The following is a 22,721-nucleotide window of genomic DNA, read 5'->3' as shown; positions in this document are numbered from 1 at the left end:
TCATCAGGAGAGCTCATGCTCGCCCCCGTAAAACTGACTTCCGCCACTCGCCAGAACCTCTGGCGCCTGACGTTTATCCGCACCCTGGTGCTGGCCGCCCAGGCCGGTTCCGTGGGGCTCGCCTATTGGTTTGAACTGTTGCCGCTGCCTTGGCTGCAACTGTGGGTGACCCTGGCCTTTTCCACGGTGCTGTGTGTGTTCACGGCCATCCGCCTGCGCACCACCTGGCCGGTGACGGAGCTGGAGTACGCGCTGCAACTGGCCTGCGACCTGTTTATCCACAGCGTGTTGCTGTATTTCTCCGGTGGCTCCACCAACCCCTTCGTTTCCTATTACCTGGTACCGCTGACCATCGCTGCCGTGACCTTGCCGTGGCGCTATTCGGTGATCCTGTCGGGGATCGCCCTGGCGCTTTACACCTTGTTGCTGGCGCAGTTCTATCCCCTGGAAACCTTCCCGATTGCCCGGGAAAACCTGCAGATCTACGGCATGTGGCTGAGCTTCGCGCTGTCGGCGGCGGTGATCACCTTTTTTGCCGCGCGCATGGCCGAAGAGCTGCGGCGCCAGGAAGAACTGCGCGCAATCCGCCGTGAAGAGGGCCTGCGTGACCAGCAACTGCTGGCCGTGGCGACCCAGGCCGCCGGTGCGGCCCATGAACTGGGCACGCCGCTGGCAACCATGAGCGTGCTGATCAAGGAAATGCGCCAGGACCATCACGACCCGGCCTTGCAAGACGACCTCGGCGTGTTGCAGGAACAGGTCAAGCAGTGCAAGCAGACCTTGCAGCAACTGGTGCGCGCCGCTGAAGCCAACCGGCGCCTGGCGGTGGATATGCAAGACGTCACCCAGTGGCTGGACGAAGCCCTGAACCGCTGGCACTTGATGCGTCCCGAAGCCAGTTACCGTTTCCACCTGCTGGGGCAGGGCGCAGTGCCGCGTATGGCACCACCGCCGGACCTGACCCAGGCGTTGCTGAACCTGTTGAACAATGCAGCCGACGCCTGCCCGGAAGGGTTGGAAGTGCAGTTGGACTGGGATTGGGAAAACCTCACCATCAGTATTCGCGACCACGGCGCTGGCGTGCCGCTGGCGATTGCCGAGCAGATCGGCAAGCCATTCTTTACCACCAAGGGCAAAGGCTTCGGCCTGGGCCTGTTCTTGAGCAAGGCCAGCGTGACCCGCGCTGGCGGCTCGGTGAAACTTTACCCCCATGAGGAAGGCGGCACGCTCACCGAGCTGCGCCTGCCCCGTGCTGCACGAGGAGACATCGATGAGTGACGAGATCCAAGTCGAAGGCGAAGAACTGCCGCACCTGCTGCTGGTAGATGACGATGCCACCTTTACCCGCGTAATGGCGCGAGCCATGAGCCGTCGCGGGTTTCGCGTCAGCACTGCAGGTTCCGCCGAAGAAGGCTTGGCCATCGCCCAGGCCGACCTGCCGGACTACGCGGCACTGGACCTGAAAATGGACGGTGACTCGGGCCTGGTGCTGCTGCCCAAGCTGCTGGAGCTGGACCCGGAAATGCGCGTGCTGATCCTCACCGGGTATTCGAGCATTGCCACCGCTGTCGAGGCGATCAAGCGCGGTGCCTGCAACTACCTGTGCAAGCCGGCGGACGCCGATGATGTGCTGGCCGCCTTGCTCTCCGAGCATGCCGACCTCGACACCCTGGTGCCGGAAAACCCGATGTCGGTGGACCGCCTGCAGTGGGAGCACATCCAGCGCGTGTTGACCGAGCATGAAGGCAATATCTCAGCCACGGCCCGTGCCCTGGGCATGCACCGCCGGACCTTGCAGCGCAAGCTGCAGAAGCGCCCGGTACGGCGCTGAACTACGGTGAGTGGGCTTGTGTGGGAGCGGGCTTGCTCGCGAAGGCGCAGTGTCAGTCAAGTCTTTAACTACTGACACTCGACCTTCGCGAGCGAGCCCGCTCCCACATTGGATCTCCATTGTTCTGCCGATCCAGTTCCAACAAAAAGCCCGGCTGATCATGGATCAGCCGGGCTTTTTGTATGGCTTGAAAACGACTTACTTTTTCAAGCCGTAATGCTCATCCAGCATGCCGGGGGCGTTCGGCGTCTTTGGCGCGTAGTCCCGCGGCGGCTCCTGGTTTTCCCGTGGCGGGGTCAGGCGCTCCCGTGGGGCTTGCGTGGCATCGGAATGCAGCGCGGCCAGCAGACGCTGACGGGTAATATCGTCCAGAGCCAGGCGGTTGGCGCCATCGGCGAGGTGATCCTGTACTTCCTGGTAGCTCTGGGTGAGCTTCTTGACCAGGGTCGCGGTGCTGTTGAAGTGGGTAACAACCTCGTTCTGATAACTGTCAAAACGTTCCTGGATGTCATCCAACTGACGCTGCGTGCGGTTAGGCGCGGCATTCGGCAGGAGGCGAGCAACCAGGAATCCAATGGCGACACCGGCAACCAGGGCAAGAGTCGGCAACAACCAAACTAAGAGCGAGTGTTCCACGAGTCCTTCCTCTATAAACGGCTTTGCTTTACGTTAACGGCTCGGACCTGCGCTGTATACCGCGATTAAGCTCGCAATGATGCCATGCACAGACTTTTAGCTAGACGAGTCGACCCCTTGAGAGGTCACGGAGTTCATTCCTTGCTCATGCGTGAAACCCCTGTTTTGATTGATGGCCCGGTAGGCCAATTGGAAGCCTTGTACCTCGATCACCCCGAGCCACGTGGCCTGGCGCTGATCTGCCACCCCAACCCGGTGCAGGGTGGGACCATGCTCAATAAAGTCGTCTCGACCCTGCAACGTACCGCCCGCGATGCCGGTTTGATTACTTTGCGTTTCAATTACCGTGGCGTCGGTGCCAGCGCTGGTAGCCATGATATGGCCACAGGTGAAGTGGATGATGCCGAAGCCGCCGTAAGCTGGCTGCGTGAAAAACACCCGGACCTGCCCATCACCTTGCTGGGTTTCTCGTTCGGTGGATTTGTTGCCGCCAGTCTCGGCGGGCGCCTGGAAGCCAAGGGCGAAAAACTCGCGCACCTGTTTATGGTGGCTGCGGCCGTCATGCGTTTGCGTGACGAGGACCCGCTTCCACAGGGCTGCCCGCTGACCGTGATCCAGCCGGAAACCGACGAAGTGGTCGACCCGCAGCAGGTCTACGACTGGTCTGCCGCCCTCAAACGCCCCCATGAGCTGCTGAAAGTGGCAGAATGCGGGCACTTTTTTCATGGCAAGCTCACCGATCTCAAGGATCTGGTGCTGCCGCGCCTTTCGAATTGATAGCAGTCTGATAAGCGATTACCCATGACGACTCGTACCCGTATCCTCACCGGCATCACCACCACCGGCACCCCGCACCTGGGCAACTACGCCGGTGCCATCCGCCCGGCGATCCTCGCCAGCCAGGATGCCAATGCCGATTCGTTCTACTTCCTGGCCGACTACCACGCCCTGATCAAGTGCGATGACCCGCAGCGCATCCAGCGCTCGCGTATGGAAATCGCCGCGACCTGGCTGGCCGGTGGCCTGGATGTGAACCGGGTGACCTTCTACCGTCAGTCCGATATCCCGGAAATTCCCGAGCTGACCTGGCTGCTGACTTGCGTCGCGGCCAAGGGCCTGCTCAACCGTGCCCACGCCTACAAGGCCTCGGTGGACAAGAACCTGGAAAACGGCGAAGACCCGGATGCCGGGATCAGCATGGGCCTGTACAGCTATCCGGTGCTGATGGCGGCGGACATCCTGATGTTCAATGCCCATAAGGTGCCGGTCGGCCGCGACCAGATCCAGCACGTGGAAATGGCCCGTGATATCGGCCAGCGTTTCAACCACCTGTTCGGCAAGGGCAAAGAGTTCTTCACCATGCCCGAGGCGGTGATCGAAGAAGGTGTCGCCACCTTGCCGGGCCTGGACGGGCGCAAGATGTCGAAGAGCTACGACAACACCATTCCGTTGTTCACCACCGCCAAGGACATGAAGGACGCGATCTCGCGAATCGTCACCGACTCCCGCGCGCCGGGTGAGGCCAAGGATCCGGATAACTCGCACCTGTTCACCTTGTACCAGGCGTTCGCCACCCCTGAACAGGAACAGCAACTGCGCAGCGAACTGCTCGACGGCCTGGGCTGGGGCGAGGCGAAAAACCGCCTGTTCCAACTGCTGGACGGCCAGTTGGGCGAAGCCCGCGAGCGCTACCATCAATTGATGGCGCGCCCTTCGGACATGGAAGACCTGCTGCTGGTCGGCGCCAAGAAGGCCCGTGCCGTCGCCGGTCCATTCCTGCAGGAGCTGCGGGAAGCCGTGGGCCTGCGCTCGTTCGTCAACCAGGCCACCGAGGCTGCCAGCACCAAGAAGAAGGCAGTCAAGGCCGCGCGGTTTGTCAGCTTCCGTGAAGACGACGGCAGCTTCCGCTTCCGCCTGCTGGCGGCTGACGGCGAGCAGCTGTTGTTGTCGCGCAACTTTGCCGATGGCAAGGCGGCCGGCGCTGTCACCAAGCAGTTGCAGTCCGGCCAGGCGCTGGATGTGCGCAGTGAGGCCCTGGGCTTTACGGTGTGGCTCGACGGCGTGTGTATCGCCGACAGCCCGGCCTTCGCCGACAGCGCTGCGCGGGATGCCGCCATCGAAGCCGTGCGCGTAGCATTGACGCCAATCGAAGACTGACCCGACCAAGGGTTGATTGCCATTATCCGGGGCCGTCGTTACAGTGACGGCCCGTTTTTGTTGCCTTGCTAACGAAATTATGACGCCCCTAGAACGATATCAAGCTGATCTGAAGCGCCCCGACTTCTTCCATGATGCTGCCCAGGAAACGGCGGTGCGTCACTTGCAGCGCCTGTACGAAGACCTGGTCGCCTCTTCCCAGAGCAAGCCGGGGATGCTCAGCAAGCTGTTTGGCAAGAAAGACCAGACGCCGGTCAAGGGCTTGTACTTCTGGGGCGGTGTGGGTCGCGGCAAGACTTACCTGGTCGACACCTTCTTCGAAGCGCTGCCGTTCAAGGAGAAGTCGCGCACTCACTTCCACCGCTTCATGAAGCGCGTGCACGAAGAGATGAAGACCCTGCACGGCGAGAAGAACCCGCTGACCATCATCGCCAAGCGTTTCTCCCAGGAAGCGCGGGTGATCTGTTTCGATGAGTTCTTCGTGTCCGATATCACCGATGCGATGATTCTCGGCACCCTGATGGAAGAGTTGTTCAAGAACGGCGTGACCCTGGTCGCCACCTCGAACATCGTGCCTGACGGCCTGTACAAGGACGGCCTGCAGCGTGCGCGTTTCCTGCCGGCCATCGCCCTGATCAAGCAGCACACCGATATCGTCAACGTCGACAGCGGCGTCGATTACCGCCTGCGACACCTCGAGCAAGCCGAGTTGTTCCACTTCCCCCTCGACGAAGCGGCCCACGAAAGCCTGCGCAAGAGCTTCCGTGCGTTGACGCCGGAATGCACCCAGGCGGTGGAAAACGATAAGTTGATGATCGAGAATCGCCAGATCATTGCCCTGCGCACCTGTGACGACGTGGCCTGGTTCGACTTCCGCGAGCTGTGCGATGGACCCCGCAGCCAGAACGACTACATCGAACTGGGCAAGATCTTCCATGCCGTGATCTTGAGCGGTGTCGAGCAAATGAGCGTCACTACCGACGACATCGCCCGGCGCTTTATCAACATGGTCGATGAATTCTACGACCGTAACGTCAAGCTGATCATCTCGGCTGAAGTCGAACTCAAGGACCTCTACACCGGCGGTCGCTTGAACTTCGAATTCCAACGGACCCTGAGCCGCTTGCTGGAAATGCAGTCCCACGAGTTCCTGGCGCGGGCGCACAAGCCTTAGGCAAACACCGAACCAAAATGTGGGAGCGGGCTTGCTCGCGAATGCGGTGTATCAGTCGACTTATTCGTTAACTGACACACCGCATTCGCGAGCAAGCCCGCTCCCACATTTGATTGTGTCCGGCTTTAGTTAGGCGGCCTGCTGGAACTGCTGGCGATACTGGTTCGGCGACAGTTCCGTGTGCTGCCTGAACAGCCGCGCAAAAAAGCTCGCATCGTCGTAGCCCACCTCATAGCTGATGGTCTTGATGCTCTTGCGGCTGCCCGACAGCAACCCCTTGGCCGTCTCGATGCGCAGGCGTTGCAGGTAGTGCAGCGGCTTGTCGCCGGTAGCGGTCTGGAAGCGCCGCATAAAGTTGCGGATGCTCATGCCGTGTTCTCGGGCCACGTCTTCAAAGCGGAACTTGTCGGCGAAGTGCTCTTCGAGCCAATGCTGGATCTGCAGGATGATCACATCCTGGTGCAGCTTCTGCCCACCAAAACCGATGCGTCCCGGCGCGTAGCTGCGCTGCACTTCGTAAAGGATGTCGCGGGCCACGGCCTGGGCGATGTTGGCGCCGCAGAAGCGCTCGATCAGATAAATGTAGAGATCGCAGGCTGACGTGGTGCCCCCGGCGCAGTACAGGTTATCGGCGTCGGTCAGGTGCTTGTCCTGATTGAGCTGGACCTTGGGGAAGCGTTCGCTGAAGGCGTTGAAGAAGCGCCAGTAGGTGGTCGCTTCCTTGCCATCGAGCAGGCCGGCTTCGGCGAGCCAGAACACTCCGGTGGCCTCACCGCATAACACCGCCCCGCGCGCATGTTGCTCGCGCAGCCAGGGCAGGATCTGTGGGTAGCGTTTGCTCAGGGCGTCGAAGTCATCCCAGAAGGCCGGCAGCACAATGATATCGGCGTTTTCCAGGCCGCCGTCGACCGGCATGATCACATCGCTGAAGCTGCACACCGATTGCCCATCGGGGCTTACCAGGCGGGTTTCAAAGGCCGGCGTGAGGCCCAGGCCCTGCTGTTTGCCGTAACGCAGGCTGGCGAGGTGGAAGAAATCCTTGGCTTGCATGAGGGTGGAAGCAAACACCCGGTCAATGGCCAAAATGCTGACGCGCCGCAAGGGCGTGGAGACGAGGTTAGACATAATTTCGATTATTCTTATAGGGGAAAGTGGTCAACTAACGGCTGGATCGTCTTATTTTTTGTCGCATGTGTCCAGTGTCCTGTGACGTCCGTGCAGCTTAGGCTCTGTGATCTTGTTTTTGTCCGACAATCGACGCAGGTGACTCATGATTCCCAGAACCTTGTTCAGCTCCGAGCACGAACTCTTCCGCCAGAGCGTGCGCACCTTCCTCGAAAAAGACGCGGTGCCGTACCATGCGCAATGGGAAAAGCAGGGCCATATTGATCGCGCCCTGTGGAGCAAGGCGGGGGAGGCGGGGATGCTGTGCTCGCACCTGCCGGAAGAATATGGCGGCCTGGGCGCGGACTTTCTCTACAGCACCGTGGTGATCGAAGAGATCGGCCGCCTGGGGCTGACCGGGATTGGCTTCTCCCTGCATTCGGACATTGTTGCGCCGTATATCCTGCATTACGGCAGCGAGGCGCTGAAGCACAAGTACCTGCCCAAGCTCGTTTCCGGGGAGATGGTCACGGCCATTGCCATGACCGAGCCGGGTGCCGGGTCGGACCTGCAGGGGGTCAAGACCACTGCCGTGCTGGACGGCGATGAGTATGTAATCAACGGCTCCAAGACGTTTATTACCAATGGCTTCCTGGCGGACCTGGTGATTGTGGTGGCCAAGACCGATCCCAAGGCCGGCGCCAAGGGCACCAGTCTGTTTCTGGTCGAGGCCAATACGCCGGGCTTCGACAAGGGCAAGCGCCTGGAAAAGGTCGGGATGAAGGCTCAGGACACCTCCGAGCTGTTCTTCCAGGACGTGCGGGTGCCCAAGGAGAACCTGCTGGGCCAGGCGGGGATGGGCTTTGCCTACCTGATGCAGGAGCTGCCCCAGGAGCGCCTGACCGTGGCGATCGGCGCCCTGGCGTCGGCCGAGGCGGCGCTGCAATGGACCCTGGACTACACCCGCGAGCGCAAGGCGTTCGGCAAGGCGATTGCCGACTTCCAGAACACCCGCTTCAAGCTGGCGGAGATTGCGACCGAGGTGCAGATTGGTCGGGTGTTTGTCGACAAGTGCCTGGAACAGCACCTGCAAGGCAAGCTGGATGTGCCGACGGCGGCGATGGCCAAATACTGGACCACTGACCTGCAATGCAAGGTGCTCGATGAGTGTGTGCAGTTGCACGGCGGCTACGGTTACATGTGGGAATACCCGATTGCCCGGGCCTGGGCGGATGCGCGGGTACAGCGCATTTATGCGGGGACCAATGAGATCATGAAGGAGATCATTGCGCGGGCGCTTTGAATCTCTGGTGCTGTTGAGGGCCCCATCGCAGGCAAGCCAGCGCCCACATTACCGATCAAATGTGGGTGCTGGCTTGCCTGCGATGGCGGCCTAAAGGTCAATCAAGGCGCAGGATTCGGGTGATCCTTCTGAATCGCCTCGATCCCGTCCAACACCTCTTTCGACAGTTTCAGATCAGCACTGGCGATATTGCTGTCCAACTGCGCAAGCGTCGTCGCGCCAATGATATTGCTGGTCACAAACGGCTGCTGCGTGACAAACGCCAGGGCCATCTGCGCCGGGTCCAGGCCGTGCTCGCGGGCCAGGGCCACATAGCGGCTGCACGCGGCTTCCGATTGCGGGTTGAAGTAGCGGCTAAAGCGGCTGTAGAGGCTCAAACGACCCTCGGCCGGCCGTGCGCCGCCTTCGTACTTGCCGCTGAGCATGCCGAATGCCAGTGGCGAATATGCCAGCAAGCCGCATTGCTCACGGATGGCGACTTCTGCCAGGCCCACTTCAAAGCTGCGGTTGAGCAGGTTGTAGGGGTTCTGAATCGATACCGCGCGGGTCCAGCCGCGGGCCTCGGCCAGGGCCAGGAACTTCATGGTGCCCCACGGCGTTTCATTGGACAGGCCGATATGGCGGATCTTGCCGGCCTTGACCTGCTCGTCGAGGGCTTCGAGGGTTTCTTCCAGCGGTGTGAGGTCGGGCTCTTCCTGGTGCTTGTAGCTCAGTTGGCCGAAGAAGTTGGTGCTGCGTTCCGGCCAGTGCAGTTGGTACAGGTCGATCCAGTCGGTCTGCAGGCGCTTGAGGCTGGCGTCCAGGGCGTCGACGATGTGCTTGCGGTTGTGCTTGAGCTGGCCGTCGCGGATGTAGTCGATGGTGTTGCCGGGGCCGGCGATCTTGCTGGCGAGGATCCAGTCGGCGCGGTCGCCCCGACTCTTGAAGTAGTTGCCGATGTAGCGTTCGGTGGTGGCGTAGGTGTCAGCCTTGGGGGGGACCGGGTACATTTCTGCGGTATCGAGGAAGTTGATCCCCGCACCTTTGGCTCTTTCAATCTGGGCGAAGGCCTCTGCCTCGGTGTTTTGCTCGCCCCAGGTCATGGTCCCGAGGCAGATCGCGCTCACGTTCAGATCGGTCCGGCCCAGCTGTCGATAATCCATCGGGTGCTCCTTCGGGGAAAACAATCATAAAAGCAGGTTGAATTTTTTTTCGCAATCTGCATAATTGCCCACCTCTTTCTGCAGTGGAAGTGATGCGCCGCCTGCCGAAGAATCTTGCCGTTGAACGGACGCGCTGACCCGAGCCCCCGATAGCGTCTGTATCCGGCTGCCTTTGACTTGTCAAAGTACGCACTATTCAGTAAGATCCGCCGTCTAATTTACAGGGCGGCCCCTGAGGCTATTAAAGAATGACAACTTTTACTGCAAAACCGGAAACAGTTCAGCGCGACTGGTTTGTCGTCGACGCCGCTGGTCAGACCCTGGGTCGTCTGGCCACTGAAGTCGCCAGCCGTCTGCGTGGCAAGCACAAGCCTGAGTACACCCCTCACGTTGATACCGGTGACTACATCGTAATCATCAACGCTGAGCAGGTTCGTGTAACCGGCAACAAAGCAAGCGACAAAATGTACTACCGTCACTCCGGTTTCCCAGGCGGTATCAAGTCTTCGAACTTCGAAGGCCTGATTGCCAAGAAGCCTGAAGCCCCGATCGAGATCGCGGTTAAAGGTATGCTGCCGAAGGGCCCACTGGGTCGCGACATGTATCGCAAGCTGAAAGTCTATGCGGGCGCTGCTCACCCTCATGCTGCTCAGCAGCCCCAAGAACTGAAGTTTTAACGGAATAGTTCATTATGTCGGCGACTCAAAATTACGGCACTGGCCGTCGCAAAACCGCAACCGCACGCGTTTTCCTGCGTCCGGGCACTGGTAACATCTCGATCAACAACCGCACTCTGGACAACTTCTTCGGCCGCGAAACTGCCCGCATGGTAGTTCGTCAGCCGCTGGAACTGACCGAGACCGTTGAAAAGTTCGACATCTACGTCACCGTTATCGGTGGCGGTGTAAGTGGTCAAGCTGGCGCAATCCGCCACGGTATCACTCGCGCTCTGATGCAGTACGACGAAACCCTGCGCGGCGCTCTGCGCAAAGCTGGCTTCGTGACTCGCGATGCCCGTGAAGTTGAACGTAAGAAAGTCGGTCTGCGTAAAGCGCGTAAGCGTCCGCAGTACTCGAAGCGTTAATTCGCTTTACGTTCCACAAAAACGCCCAGCCTCCTCGCGGAGCTGGGCGTTTTTTATTGCCCGCTTTTTATGCAGGTTTTTTCTGTGTGACAACTTGCCACATCCGTAGACCCCCTATACTACAAGGCTTGGGGCTTAGGCTCCGGGTAATTACCTTGTCAGAGGTGGGGCTTTTCATTACCATTCGGCAAAATTTTTATAAGTTCAGATTTAATACTTAGTAGACGCCTGATTTAACAGGCCAAAAAGCTGATGGGAGAGGACTGAATGAGCAATGACGGCGTGAATGCAGGCCGGCGTCGCTTCTTGGTAGCAGCCACATCCGTTGTGGGTGCTGCAGGAGCGGTGGGGGCTGCGGTCCCGTTCGTGGGGTCATGGTTTCCCAGTGCCAAGGCGAAAGCCGCAGGTGCACCGGTGAAGGTGAATGTCAGCAAGATCGAGCCAGGCCAGCAGATGATTGCTGAGTGGCGCGGCCAGCCAGTATTCATCGTTCGTCGTACCGAGGAAATCCTGGGGAATCTGAAGAAAATCGAGGGCCAGTTGTCTGACCCCGAATCCAAGAATTCCGAACAACCCGCCTACGCCCAAAACGAAGCGCGTTCGATCAAGCCAGAGATTCTGCTGCTGGTCGGTCTTTGCACGCACCTGGGCTGCTCGCCGACCTTCCGCCCGGAAGTCGCGCCTGTGGATCTGGGCAAGGACTGGGTTGGCGGCTATTTCTGCCCTTGCCACGGTTCCCACTACGACCTGGCCGGTCGCGTCTACAAATCCCAGCCTGCTCCGTTGAACCTGCCGGTTCCGCCGCACAACTACGAATCTGACGACGTTATTGTCATTGGTGTCGATAAGGAGAGCGCGTAATGAGCAAGTTCATGGATTGGGTGGATGCGCGCTTCCCCGCCACCAAAATGTGGGAAGACCATCTCAGCAAGTATTACGCGCCGAAGAACTTCAACTTCTTCTATTTCTTTGGCTCCCTGGCATTGCTGGTACTGGTCAATCAGATCGTGACCGGTGTCTGGCTGACCATGAGCTACACCCCGTCGGCGGAAGAAGCGTTTGCCTCCGTCGAATACATCATGCGCGACGTCGAGTACGGCTCGATCCTGCGTCTGTTGCACTCCACTGGCGCTTCGGCGTTCTTCATCGTGGTCTATCTGCACATGTTCCGTGGCTTGCTCTACGGCTCGTACCAGAAGCCGCGTGAGCTGGTGTGGGTGTTTGGCATGCTGATCTACCTGGCACTGATGGCAGAGGCCTTCATGGGCTACCTGCTGCCTTGGGGCCAGATGTCCTACTGGGGTGCCCAGGTGATCATCTCGCTGTTTGGCGCGATCCCGGTCATCGGCAACGACCTGACCCAGTGGATCCGTGGTGACTACCTGATTTCGGGCATCACCCTGAACCGCTTCTTTGCCTTGCATGTGGTGGCCTTGCCGATCGTGATTCTCGGTCTGGTGGTGCTGCACATCCTGGCGCTGCACGAAGTGGGTTCGAACAACCCGGACGGCGTGGACATCAAGAAGCACAAGGACGAGAACGGCATTCCGCTGGACGGCATTCCTTTCCACCCTTACTACACCGTGAAAGATATCGTCGGCGTGGTGGTGTTCCTGTTTGTCTTCTGCTCGATTGTGTTCTTCTTCCCGGAAATGGGCGGCTATTTCCTCGAAAAGCCTAACTTCGAACAGGCGAACGCATTCAAGACTCCGGAACACATTGCCCCGGTCTGGTACTTCACGCCGTTCTACGCCATTTTGCGGGCGATCCCCGACAAGCTCATGGGCGTTATCGCCATGGGTGCGGCCATTGCGGTGCTGTTCGTGTTGCCTTGGCTCGACCGTAGCCCGGTCAAGTCCATGCGCTACAAGGGCTGGCTGAGCAAAATCTGGCTGTGGGTGTTCTGCATCTCGTTCGTGATCCTGGGCGTGCTGGGCGTACTGGCGCCGACCCCTGAGCGGACGTTGTTGTCGCAGGTCTGCACCTTCCTGTACTTCGCCTACTTCATTCTGATGCCGTTCTACACCCGGCTCGAGAAGACAAAACCGGTTCCGGAAAGGGTGACTGGCTGATGAAAAAATTATTCGCTGCATTGATTCTTGCTGCCCTGCCGGCACTGTCCTTCGCGGCCGGGTCTGGCGTGGCACTGGAAAAAGTCGACATTGACGTTTCTGACAAGGCTGCCATGCAAGACGGCGCCCGTACGTTCGCCAACTACTGCATGGGCTGCCACAGCGCCAAGTTCCAGCGTTACGAGCGCGTGGCCGATGACCTGGGCATCCCTCATGAGCTGATGCTCAAGAACCTGGTGTTCACCGGTGCCAAGATTGGCGACCACATGAACATCGGCATGCAACCGGCCGACGCCAAGGCCTGGTTCGGGGCTGCACCGCCCGACCTGACCCTGGTAGCACGCGTACGTGGTACCGACTGGCTGTATGGCTACCTGAAATCGTTCTACGAAGACCCTACGCGCCCATGGGGCGTGAACAACAAGGTCTTCCCGAACGTGGGTATGCCTAACGTGCTGGTCGGCCTGCAAGGCCGTCAGGTGGTCGGATGCAAGCAGGTTCAAGTCGTGGAAAACGGCAAGAAGCAATATGACCCGCTGACCGGCACGCCGTTGACCCACGAAGCCTGTGACCAACTGACCATCGTGCCCAAGAGCGGCGCGCTGAACGAGGAGCAGTTCGACGAGAAGATCAAGAACCTGGTGACCTTCCTGGCTTACTCCGCCAACCCGGTCAAACTGGAGCATCAACGCATCGGTACCTATGTGTTGCTGTACCTGGCTTTCTTCTTCGTATTCGCTTATTTGCTCAAGCGTGAATACTGGAAGGATGTGCATTGATCCAACCTTAGGCAATTGCTGTTAATCTTGCGCGCCCAGCGACGTCTCTGAACGGGTAACGCTCTGGTTGATCCAGGTGTTACAGGAGATGCTTTCTGGGCGCGCTCGTTTTTGAGCTTTCGATAATTTCAACAAGCGAGGAGGACCGCCATGGGCGTGACCAACCGGTTGGCCTGTTACTCCGACCCCGCCGACCACTATTCCCACCGAGTACGCATCGTGCTCGCAGAGAAGGGTGTCAGCGCCGAGATCATCAGTGTGGAGGTGGGACGTCACCCGCCGAAACTGATCGAAGTGAACCCTTACGGCAGCTTGCCCACCCTGGTCGATCGTGACCTGGCGTTGTGGGAGTCAACCGTGGTGATGGAATATCTGGATGAGCGTTACCCCCATCCACCTTTGCTGCCGGTGTATCCGGTGGCGCGTGCCAACAGCCGCCTGCTGATCCATCGGATCCAGCGTGACTGGTGTGGGCTGGTGGATCTGATTCTGGATACACGCAGCAAAGAAGCGGCCCGTGTGCAGGCGCGTAAGGAATTGCGCGAGAGCCTGACCGGCGTTTCTCCATTGTTCGCCGACAAACCTTTTTTCCTCAGTGAGGAACAAAGCCTGGTGGATTGCTGCCTATTACCCATACTCTGGCGTTTGCCGATTCTGGGCATTGAACTGCCGCGGCCTGCCAAGCCGCTGCTTGATTACATGGAGCGCCAGTTTGCGCGTGAGGCTTTCCAGGCAAGTCTGTCTGGCGTCGAACGTGATATGCGCTAAGGCTTAAGGAGCCGTTGATGAACTCCAGTCGACCTTACCTGGTCCGCGCGCTCTACGAGTGGATTGTGGACAACGATTGCACCCCGCATATGCTGGTCAATTCCGAGTTTCCTGCGGTGCAGGTGCCACAAGGTTTTGCCAGTGACGGACAGATTGTCCTGAACGTTTCGCCCAGTGCCGTGCGTCAACTGCACATGGACAATGAAGCGGTCAGCTTTGAAGGGCGTTTTGGTGGGGTACCCCATACGCTCTATGTGCCCATCGGCGCGATCCTGGGCATTTATGCCCGGGAGAATGGCCAGGGCATGGTGTTTGATCTGGAGTCGTCCCTTGAAGACGACGAAGCGATTGAAATTGAAGATGATCTGCCGCCACCTGATTCCGAGCCACCGCGCCCTAGCGGCCGGCCGAGCTTGAAAGTGGTGAAGTGACAAAACATGCGCCTTCGGGCATGTGTTGAAAGTGCCCCGGCTTAGGCTGGGGCATTTTTTTGCGCGCGATAAACCTTGGGCAAATCATGCAGGGCGGTGATCGTACAACTCGCTTGGGCTATGATGCCCTTTTGAATCATCGAGATAGTTGCCTGCCCATGGAAAACCTCAGCACAGCCCCGCGTCTTCCCCGCAAGCGCCGTAGCCTTGCCCAGGAACTGGTCACGGTGTTGTCCGAACAGATCCGCGATGGCCAGCTCAAGCGTGGCGACAAACTGCCCACCGAGTCAGCCATCATGGAAGCCCATGGGGTCAGCCGCACGGTGGTGCGCGAAGCGATCTCGCGGCTGCAGGCAGCCGGGCAGGTGGAAACCCGGCATGGCATCGGCACCTTTGTGCTGGATACGCCGAGCCCCAGCGGGTTCCGCATTGATCCGGCGACCGTGGTCACGCTGCGTGATGTACTGGCGATCCTCGAATTGCGCATCAGCCTGGAAGTGGAGTCTGCTGGTCTCGCGGCCCAGCGTCGCAGTGACGAGCAGTTGGCAGCGATGCGCGCGGCCCTCGATGCCCTGAATGAAAGTGCAGCGCACGCCAGTGATGCGGTAGCGTCGGACTTCCAGTTCCACTTGCAGATTGCCCTGTCCACCGGCAACCGTTACTTCACCGATATCATGACCCACCTGGGCACCAGCATTATTCCGCGGACCCGCCTGAATTCTGCGCGCCTGGCCCATGACGACCAGCAGCACTACATGAGCCGCCTGAGCCGTGAGCACGAAGAGATTTATGAGGCGATTGCCCGCCAGGATTCGGATGCAGCGCGGGCGGCGATGAGATTGCATTTGACCAATAGTCGAGAGCGGCTGCGCCAGGCTCATGAAGAGGCGCAGGCGCAGCGGGGGTAATTCGGTGATTGCTAGGGAGGCATTTACGCCAGGAAAAAGTCGATTTGCTTAACTTCGCCATCTTTGATTTGGAAGTTTTTGCCTATGATCAATTCAGGCGGATCACCATCAAGTTGAACGGTATCACCGATATTGGGTAGGTCCACAGCATCGATATTTTGCGTTGCTGCTTTGAATTTGTTGGATTTGGATGTAAACGTGCATTTTCTAGTAGCCATGGCATGCCTCACTATTTCTCGATTACTGAAGGGCCTCCAGGGTGACTGCACCTCTTGCGGCTGAGGTTGCCCGGTGGTGGCGTTCAATCTAGGGGCGACGGGTACATCGCTGATACTGTCAGAATTCACAGTGACGACGAACGGTCCCCTGTATACGAGTCATCCGTACACAGGGGCGCTGTGGCTACATCAAGGCAGCGGGTTATTTGGCTTGTAGTCCTTAAGCAACAGATACGTACTCCACCCCCACCAATCATTGGTCCACTGCTTGTCATTCAAGTTGTTGACGTCCTTGCGCCGCAATACCTTGTCGCCCTCGGCCTTGAACAGTGGCGAAAAGTTATTCGCTGGATTGTTCGCCGCGTTCAAGTCCGGCACATGCAGTGGTGCCTTGAACGTGGCCGGGGAGGGCGCGATACCGCTGATGTACGCGTCGAAGATCTCATCGGCCGAAGCCTGTACCGCACGCTTGACCTGAGTGCGGTTGGCGGCGTCATTGCTATCGAAATAGCGTTTGTCGCCATAGGCATGCCACTCATCGCCCAGGGCATTGCGTACATTGAGCCCGAACTTGCTGTCTTCATCGTGCATAAAGCGGCTGATCAACGACCCCAGTTCACCCGGTGTCACCACGGCCGCCAGTTGTTTGCGTGGGACGCGCAGGTGCCCTGCGGAAAACAGGTCGGTCAAAAAGTGATCAGCAAAGCTGTTCATGGCGTAAGCCAGTTCCAATTGCTGGCTACTGCCGCTTTGGTGAGCCACCACCGCTTGTTGCAGGGCGGCAGAATGCCCGGCCAGGTAGGCAGACAGCGCCCACTCGCCGAAATGGTCGGCATTATCGGCCGCCAGCTTCAAGTAGCGCCCCAGGGGAACCATGGCTGAAACCACGCTGCCGCCGCCGGTGATACGGTTCCACTCTTCAGACAACGTATCTCCTAGTGCGTCGTAAGCCTCATGGGGTTGCTTGCCATCCTGAATGGCCTGCTTCACTGCGTTGATCTCTTTTTGCATGACCGCGAGGATTTTGCCCGCTTCCTCCCTTGACGCCGGCAAAGTCGCCAGCGAGTTAAACGCGGCGGTGAAGCGCTGCACACGCTCGGTGGGTGACGCACCGTCACTGATGGGCTGGCCGGGAATTCCGTAGAAGTCACCGCCCAGGGAGATGATCTGACCATAGGTCAGGGCCAGGCCGTTGGGTAGGTGAAGCTTGACTTGCGCGCCCGGAATAGAGGGCGCGCCCTGCACGAAGCGCAGCTGGGTGTCATCGCCAATGGCGGTGTGCTCGCCGCCTTCAAAGCGCAGGGAGGGGAGGGTTTTGCGAGTAATGACCGATTCAAGTTCTGACATGTTAGCTCCTTGCTATGTCGTAGGAATCTTCCTTAATAACTGTATGCATATACAGTTATTGCGAGAATAGAGGAATAATTCCCTACGTCAAGGCGCTCGCTACTAATGACCTCGAAATACCGGCAAGCCGACAAAAGAAGGTTGACGAACATTTTTATAGTTGTACGATGACGTACGACATCAATAATAACGTTCCAGTCTTCGTCTTTGCCCAGGGTGTTCAAATAATGAATCCACAAGAACTGAAGTCCATCCTCTCCCACGGTCTGCTGTCTTTCCCGGTCACCGATTTCAATGCCCAGGGTGAGTTCCACCCGGCGGGCTATATCAAGCGCCTGGAGTGGCTGGCCCCGTATGGCGCCTCTGCGTTGTTTGCGGCGGGCGGCACCGGTGAGTTTTTCTCCCTGGCAGCCAGTGAATACGCCCAAGTGGTGAAAACCGCCGTTGATACCTGCGCCACCAGCGTGCCGATCCTCGCCGGTGTCGGCGGCTCCACCCGCCAGGCCATCGAGTACGCCCAGGAAGCCGAGCGCCTGGGAGCCAAGGGCCTGCTGCTGTTGCCGCACTACCTGACCGAAGCCAGCCAGGATGGCGTCGCCGCCCATGTCGAGGCGGTGTGCAAGTCGGTAAAAATCGGTGTGGTGGTCTACAACCGCAACGTCTGCCGCCTGACCGCGCCGCTGCTGGAGCGCCTGGCCGAACGTTGCCCGAACCTGATCGGCTACAAGGATGGCTTGGGTGATATCGAGCTGATGGTGTCGATCCGCCGTCGTCTCGGTGATCGTTTCAGCTACCTGGGCGGCTTGCCGACTGCAGAGGTTTACGCCGCTGCCTACAAGGCCCTGGGCGTGCCGGTGTACTCCTCGGCAGTCTTCAACTTTATTCCCAAGACCGCGATGGACTTCTACCACGCCATTGCCCGGGAAGATCACGCCACCGTCAACAAGATCATCGACGACTTCTTCCTGCCTTACCTGGACCTGCGTAACCGCAAGGCCGGCTATGCCGTGAGCATCGTCAAGGCGGGCGCAAAAATCGCCGGCTATGACGCAGGCCCGGTACGTACCCCGCTGACCGATCTGCTGCCAGAAGAATACGAAGCCCTGGCCGCGCTGATCGACAAGCAAGGTGCTCAGTAACCCATTAATAAAGCCGCTGAGTGATCAGCGGCTTTTTGCGTAAGGAGAAGAGGCGTGTCCCAAACCAAGCGTTTTGACAACTACATCGGCGGCCAATGGGTGGCCGGTGCGGACTACTCAAGCAATATCAACCCGTCGGATCTGTCGGATGTCATCGGCGATTTCGCCACGGCCGACCTGGCCCAGGTCAACGCCGCCATCGACGCAGCCCGCGCAGCGTTCCCGGCGTGGTCGACCTCCGGCATCCAGGCCCGGCATGACGCCCTGGATAAAGTCGGCAGCGAGATCCTCGCCCGCCGTGGAGAACTCGGTACGCTGCTGGCCCGCGAAGAGGGCAAGACCCTGCCGGAAGCCATCGGCGAAGTGACCCGTGCCGGTAACATCTTCAAGTTTTTTGCCGGCGAGTGCCTGCGCCTGTCCGGTGATTACCTGCCGTCGGTGCGCCCTGGGGTCAATGTTGAAGTCACCCGCGAAGCCTTGGGCGTGGTAGGCCTGATTACCCCGTGGAACTTCCCGATTGCCATCCCCGCCTGGAAAATCGCCCCGGCCCTGGCCTACGGCAACTGCGTGGTGCTCAAACCGGCAGACCTGGTGCCCGGCTGTGCCTGGGCCCTGGCCGAAATCATCTCCCGCGCCGGCTTCCCCAGTGGCGTGTTCAACCTGGTGATGGGCAGCGGCCGCGTCGTCGGCGATGCGCTGGTCAACAGCCCGCAGGTCGATGGCATCAGCTTTACCGGCTCCGTGGGCGTGGGCCGACAGATCGCAGTCAGTTGCGTGTCGCGCCAGGCCAAGGTGCAGTTGGAAATGGGCGGCAAAAACCCGCAGATCATTCTCGACGATGCCGACCTCAAGCAGGCCGTCGAGTTGTCGGTGCAGAGCGCGTTCTACTCCACCGGCCAGCGTTGCACGGCGTCCAGTCGCTTTATCGTCACGGCGGGGATCCACGACCGGTTCGTCGCGGCCATGGCCGAGCGCATGCAGTCGATCAAGGTCGGCCATGCCCTGCACGCCGGCACCGATATCGGACCGGTGGTGTCCCAGGCCCAACTGGACCAGGACCTGAAATACATCGACATCGGCCAGGGCGAGGGTGCGCGGCTGGTCAGCGGTGGTGGCTTGGTGACGTGTGACACCGAAGGTTACTTCCTGGCGCCGACTCTGTTCGCCGACAGCCAGGCCGCCATGCGCATCAGCCGTGAAGAAATCTTCGGCCCGGTGGCCAATGTCGTGCGCGTGGCGGACTACGAAGCGGCACTGGCCATGGCCAACGACACCGAATTCGGTTTGTCGGCAGGCATTGCCACCACCTCGCTCAAGTATGCCAACCACTTCAAGCGCCACTCCCAGGCCGGGATGGTGATGGTCAACCTGCCGACGGCGGGTGTGGATTATCACGTTCCCTTTGGTGGGCGTAAGGGCTCATCCTACGGTTCGCGTGAGCAAGGTCGCTATGCGCAAGAGTTCTACACCGTGGTGAAAACCAGCTACATCGGCTCGTAAACGCAATACGTGTGGGAGCCGGCAATCCAGCTCCCACAAAAAAGCAGTGCGCAGCACCAAAACCATTACCCGCAAAAAAAATAATTAGTGGGAGTACATCTACATGCAAGCGACCAAGCCGACGCACGTCCGTTATTTGATCTTGCTCATGCTGTTCCTGGTGACCACGATCAACTATGCCGACCGCGCCACCATCGCCATTGCAGGGTCCAGCCTGCAAAAAGACCTCGGCATCGACGCGGTCACCCTCGGTTATATCTTCTCTGCGTTCGGTTGGGCCTATGTGGCCGGGCAAATCCCCGGCGGCTGGCTGCTCGACCGTTTCGGCTCGAAAAAAGTCTATGCCCTGAGCATCTTCACCTGGTCGCTATTCACCGTGCTGCAAGGCTATGTCGGTGAGTTCGGGGTTTCCACCGCCGTGGTGGCGCTGTTTATGCTGCGATTTTTGGTGGGCCTGGCAGAGGCGCCATCCTTCCCAGGTAACGCACGGATCGTCGCGGCCTGGTTCCCCACTGCCGAACGCGGTACGGCTTCGGCGATCTTCAACTCGGCGCAGTACTTCGCCACCGTGTTGTTTGCACCGCTGATGGGCTGGATCGTCTACAGCTTCGGCTGGCAGCACGTGTTTATCGTGATGGGCGTGATCGGCATCGTGTTCTCCCTGATCTGGCTGAAAGTAATCTACAGCCCGCGCCAGCACCCGCTGATCAACGAAGCCGAGTTCAACCACATCGCTGCCAACGGGGCGATGGTCGATATGGATCAGGACAAGGCCAAGGGTAAGAAAACCGACGGGCCGAAGTGGGATTACATCCGCCAGTTGCTGACCAACCGCATGATGCTCGGGGTCTACCTGGGCCAGTACTGCATCAACGGTATTACCTACTTCTTTCTCACCTGGTTCCCCGTGTACCTGGTGCAGGACCGTGGCATGACCATCCTCAAGGCCGGTTTTATCGCCTCGTTGCCGGCGATCTGCGGTTTTATCGGCGGCGTGCTGGGCGGGGTGATTTCCGATTACCTGTTGCGCAAGGGCCACTCCCTGACCTTCGCTCGCAAGGCGCCGATCATTGCCGGTTTGTTGGTCTCCAGTAGCATCATTGCCTGCAACTACGTGGATGTGGAATGGATGGTGGTCGGCTTTATGGCCCTGGCCTTCTTCGGCAAAGGCGTTGGCGCACTGGGTTGGGCGGTGGTGTCTGACACCTCGCCGAAACAAATCGCCGGCCTCAGCGGCGGCTTGTTCAACACCTTCGGCAACCTGGCTTCCATCACCACGCCCATCGTGATTGGCTACATCATCAGCACTACCGGTTCGTTCAAGTGGGCCCTGGTGTTCGTCGGCGCCAATGCGCTGGTGGCGGTATTCAGCTACCTGGTGATCGTCGGCCCGATCAAGCGCGTGGTGCTCAACGAGCCACCGAGCAAAGGCCCCGAGTTGACTAACCTTTCCCAAGTGCAATCCTGAAGGGGCCGTGTGATGCAGTTGATTGAACATGCCGACTCGCCGCGCTCCATTCGTCTGCACGAGCGCGACAACGTAGTAATCGTGGTCAGTGACCAGGGCGTACCGGCGGGCACCGAGTTCCCGGACGGCCTGGTGACCGTGGAGTTCATCCCCCAGAGCCACAAGGTGACCCTGGAAGATATCCCGCAAGGTGGTCAGATCATTCGCTATGGCCAAACCATCGGTTACGCCTTGCAGCCGATACCGCGCGGCAGTTGGGTCCAGGAAGATCAACTGCGCATGCCTACCGCACCGCCGCTGGACAGCCTGCCGCTGTCCACCGAGGTCCCCGAGGCCCAGGCGCCATTGGAAGGCTTTACTTTCGAAGGTTATCGTAATGCCGACGGCACCGTCGGTACGCGCAATATCCTTGGCATCACCACCACTGTGCAGTGCGTGACCGGCGTGCTGGACCATGCGGTCAAGCGCATCAAGGACGAGTTGCTGCCCAAGTACCCGAATGTCGATGACGTAGTGGCACTGACCCACAGCTACGGCTGTGGCGTGGCCATTACCGCCACCGACGCCTATATCCCGATCCGCACTGTGCGCAACCTGGCACGCAACCCGAACCTGGGGGGCGAAGCGCTGGTGATCAGCCTGGGCTGCGAGAAATTGCAGGCCGGGCAAGTGATGCACGACAACGACAGCTCGGTGGACCTCAGCGAGCCGTGGCTGTACCGCCTGCAGGACGCCAGCCACGGCTTCAGTGAAATGATCGAGCAGATCATGGCGCTGGCCGAAGTCCGCCTGAAGAAACTCGACCTGCGCCGGCGGGAAACCGTACCGGCCTCGGAGCTGATCCTCGGCATGCAATGCGGCGGCAGTGACGCGTTTTCCGGGATCACCGCCAACCCGGCGCTGGGTTACGCCTCGGACTTATTGCTGCGGGCCGGGGCGACGGTGATGTTTTCCGAAGTCACTGAAGTGCGCGATGCCATTTACCTGCTGACCTCCCGTGCCGAGAGCCAAGACGTTGCCCGGGAATTGGTACGGGAAATGGACTGGTACGACCGCTACCTGGCCAAGGGCGAGGCCGACCGCAGCGCCAACACCACGCCGGGCAACAAGAAGGGCGGGTTGTCGAACATTGTCGAAAAATCCCTGGGCTCCATCGTCAAATCCGGCAGCAGCGCGATCAACGGCGTACTGGGGCCGGGCGAGCGCTTCAAGGGCAAAGGCCTGATCTTTTGCGCGACACCGGCCAGCGATTTTGTCTGCGGCACCTTGCAACTGGCGGCGGGGATGAACCTGCACGTCTTCACCACCGGTCGCGGCACGCCTTACGGGCTGGCGATGGCGCCGGTGGTGAAGGTCTCGACCCGCACGGAACTGGCCCAGCGCTGGCCAGACCTGATCGATATCGACGCCGGACGCATCGCCACCGGCCGTGCGACCATCGAGGAGCTGGGCTGGGAGTTGTTCCACTTCTACCTGGATGTAGCCAGCGGCAAGAAGCAGACCTGGGCCGAGCGGCATAAATTGCACAATGACATTACGTTGTTCAATCCGGCGCCGATCACCTGAGACCGTGTCGCATCATCGCGGGCTTGCTCGCGATGCAGACCTGCCGGGCGCAATGGTGCTGGATGTTTTATGATTAGCCACCTACTGACCCTCA

At 59.6% G+C, this 22,721-nt stretch carries 23 protein-coding genes; 18 read left to right on the top strand and 5 right to left on the bottom strand.

All coding sequences use genetic code 11. The annotated features are described in order from the left end of the window. Positions 1-15 precede the first annotated feature (15 nt). Positions 16-1,278, top strand: a complete 1,263-nt coding sequence (locus tag HBR93_RS02375) for an ATP-binding protein (protein ID WP_057958430.1) — start codon at positions 16-18, stop codon at positions 1,276-1,278. Beyond that, entirely contained in the window at positions 1,271-1,831 is a 561-nt protein-coding gene (locus HBR93_RS02370) for a response regulator transcription factor (protein ID WP_057958431.1), read from the top strand. The genes HBR93_RS02375 and HBR93_RS02370 overlap by 8 nt, the downstream gene beginning before the upstream one ends. A gap of 198 nt (positions 1,832-2,029) precedes the next feature. Here HBR93_RS02370 and HBR93_RS02365 read toward each other — a convergent pair whose 3' ends face one another. Further along, positions 2,030-2,467, bottom strand: a complete 438-nt coding sequence (locus tag HBR93_RS02365) for a DUF1043 family protein (protein ID WP_029291922.1) — start codon at positions 2,465-2,467, stop codon at positions 2,030-2,032. Between the two features lie 147 nt (positions 2,468-2,614). Between HBR93_RS02365 and HBR93_RS02360 the strand changes: the two genes are divergently transcribed. The 3 genes from HBR93_RS02360 to zapE all read left to right on the top strand — a co-directional run bounded on the left by HBR93_RS02360 (position 2,615) and on the right by zapE (position 5,798). Continuing rightward, complete coding sequence (locus HBR93_RS02360) at positions 2,615-3,244, top strand: alpha/beta fold hydrolase (protein ID WP_057438061.1); 630 nt, start codon at positions 2,615-2,617, stop codon at positions 3,242-3,244. 24 nt (positions 3,245-3,268) lie between these two features. Next, entirely contained in the window at positions 3,269-4,624 is a 1,356-nt protein-coding gene (locus tag HBR93_RS02355; protein WP_169959769.1) for a tryptophan--tRNA ligase, read from the top strand. A gap of 79 nt (positions 4,625-4,703) precedes the next feature. Further along, positions 4,704-5,798, top strand: coding sequence for a cell division protein ZapE (gene zapE, locus HBR93_RS02350; protein ID WP_057438065.1), 1,095 nt, complete (start codon positions 4,704-4,706; stop codon positions 5,796-5,798). A gap of 129 nt (positions 5,799-5,927) precedes the next feature. Here zapE and HBR93_RS02345 read toward each other — a convergent pair whose 3' ends face one another. Beyond that, complete coding sequence (locus HBR93_RS02345) at positions 5,928-6,848, bottom strand: GlxA family transcriptional regulator (RefSeq protein ID WP_169866093.1); 921 nt, start codon at positions 6,846-6,848, stop codon at positions 5,928-5,930. A gap of 220 nt (positions 6,849-7,068) precedes the next feature. Between HBR93_RS02345 and HBR93_RS02340 the strand changes: the two genes are divergently transcribed. Beyond that, positions 7,069-8,205, top strand: a complete 1,137-nt coding sequence (locus HBR93_RS02340; protein WP_057958436.1) for an acyl-CoA dehydrogenase family protein — start codon at positions 7,069-7,071, stop codon at positions 8,203-8,205. A 101-nt stretch (positions 8,206-8,306) separates the two neighbouring features. Here HBR93_RS02340 and HBR93_RS02335 read toward each other — a convergent pair whose 3' ends face one another. Continuing rightward, on the bottom strand, positions 8,307-9,347 hold the full coding sequence (locus tag HBR93_RS02335; protein ID WP_169959768.1) for an NADP(H)-dependent aldo-keto reductase: 1,041 nt from the start codon (positions 9,345-9,347) through the stop codon (positions 8,307-8,309). A 248-nt stretch (positions 9,348-9,595) separates the two neighbouring features. On the opposite strand from HBR93_RS02335, the gene rplM reads away from it, so the two are divergent. The 8 genes from rplM to HBR93_RS02295 all read left to right on the top strand — a co-directional run bounded on the left by rplM (position 9,596) and on the right by HBR93_RS02295 (position 15,389). Next, positions 9,596-10,024 (top strand): 50S ribosomal protein L13, encoded by a 429-nt coding sequence (gene rplM / locus HBR93_RS02330; RefSeq protein WP_029291908.1) that lies wholly within the window; start codon positions 9,596-9,598, stop codon positions 10,022-10,024. A 14-nt stretch (positions 10,025-10,038) separates the two neighbouring features. Continuing rightward, on the top strand, positions 10,039-10,431 hold the full coding sequence (gene rpsI, locus HBR93_RS02325) for a 30S ribosomal protein S9 (protein ID WP_003171743.1): 393 nt from the start codon (positions 10,039-10,041) through the stop codon (positions 10,429-10,431). 267 nt (positions 10,432-10,698) lie between these two features. Then, positions 10,699-11,292 (top strand): ubiquinol-cytochrome c reductase iron-sulfur subunit, encoded by a 594-nt coding sequence (gene petA, locus HBR93_RS02320; RefSeq protein WP_032860120.1) that lies wholly within the window; start codon positions 10,699-10,701, stop codon positions 11,290-11,292. Continuing rightward, complete coding sequence (locus HBR93_RS02315) at positions 11,292-12,503, top strand: cytochrome bc complex cytochrome b subunit (protein WP_003188526.1); 1,212 nt, start codon at positions 11,292-11,294, stop codon at positions 12,501-12,503. Before petA ends, HBR93_RS02315 begins: the two co-directional genes overlap by 1 nt. Then, the gene (locus tag HBR93_RS02310; protein ID WP_169959767.1) at positions 12,503-13,282 is read left to right on the top strand and encodes a cytochrome c1; all 780 of its coding nucleotides are present in this window, start codon (positions 12,503-12,505) and stop codon (positions 13,280-13,282) included. Before HBR93_RS02315 ends, HBR93_RS02310 begins: the two co-directional genes overlap by 1 nt. Positions 13,283-13,432: 150 nt before the next feature. Continuing rightward, positions 13,433-14,050 (top strand): glutathione S-transferase N-terminal domain-containing protein, encoded by a 618-nt coding sequence (locus HBR93_RS02305; RefSeq protein WP_027604841.1) that lies wholly within the window; start codon positions 13,433-13,435, stop codon positions 14,048-14,050. Positions 14,051-14,067: 17 nt separating this feature from the next. Beyond that, positions 14,068-14,481 carry a ClpXP protease specificity-enhancing factor gene (locus tag HBR93_RS02300; RefSeq protein ID WP_057438071.1) on the top strand — a complete coding sequence of 138 codons (414 nt, stop codon included), beginning with the start codon at positions 14,068-14,070 and terminating at the stop codon, positions 14,479-14,481. 158 nt (positions 14,482-14,639) lie between these two features. Further along, a complete protein-coding gene (locus tag HBR93_RS02295; protein WP_057958438.1) occupies positions 14,640-15,389 on the top strand; it encodes a FadR/GntR family transcriptional regulator in 750 nt (249 codons plus the stop codon). 23 nt (positions 15,390-15,412) lie between these two features. Here HBR93_RS02295 and HBR93_RS02290 read toward each other — a convergent pair whose 3' ends face one another. Continuing rightward, complete coding sequence (locus HBR93_RS02290) at positions 15,413-15,607, bottom strand: hypothetical protein (RefSeq protein ID WP_169959766.1); 195 nt, start codon at positions 15,605-15,607, stop codon at positions 15,413-15,415. A 189-nt stretch (positions 15,608-15,796) separates the two neighbouring features. After that, complete coding sequence (locus tag HBR93_RS02285; RefSeq protein WP_169959765.1) at positions 15,797-16,954, bottom strand: phospholipase; 1,158 nt, start codon at positions 16,952-16,954, stop codon at positions 15,797-15,799. Positions 16,955-17,181: 227 nt separating this feature from the next. Between HBR93_RS02285 and kdgD the strand changes: the two genes are divergently transcribed. From kdgD to garD, 4 genes are all read left to right on the top strand, one after another. Next, complete coding sequence (gene kdgD, locus HBR93_RS02280; RefSeq protein ID WP_057438078.1) at positions 17,182-18,093, top strand: 5-dehydro-4-deoxyglucarate dehydratase; 912 nt, start codon at positions 17,182-17,184, stop codon at positions 18,091-18,093. Between the two features lie 54 nt (positions 18,094-18,147). After that, positions 18,148-19,593: an aldehyde dehydrogenase family protein gene (locus tag HBR93_RS02275; protein WP_169959764.1), complete on the top strand. Its 1,446-nt coding sequence runs from the start codon at positions 18,148-18,150 to the stop codon at positions 19,591-19,593. A gap of 103 nt (positions 19,594-19,696) precedes the next feature. Next, the gene (locus tag HBR93_RS02270; protein WP_169959763.1) at positions 19,697-21,061 is read left to right on the top strand and encodes an MFS transporter; all 1,365 of its coding nucleotides are present in this window, start codon (positions 19,697-19,699) and stop codon (positions 21,059-21,061) included. A gap of 12 nt (positions 21,062-21,073) precedes the next feature. Beyond that, positions 21,074-22,627, top strand: coding sequence for a galactarate dehydratase (gene garD / locus HBR93_RS02265; RefSeq protein ID WP_169959762.1), 1,554 nt, complete (start codon positions 21,074-21,076; stop codon positions 22,625-22,627). Positions 22,628-22,721: the final 94 nt, after the last annotated feature.

Origin of the sequence: Pseudomonas sp. WS 5411, assembly GCF_012985595.1 — a bacterium.
Classification (GTDB): domain Bacteria; phylum Pseudomonadota; class Gammaproteobacteria; order Pseudomonadales; family Pseudomonadaceae; genus Aquipseudomonas; species Aquipseudomonas shahriarae.
Note: the sequence above shows the minus strand (reverse complement) of the source record. Positions and strands in the feature narration are given on the sequence as shown.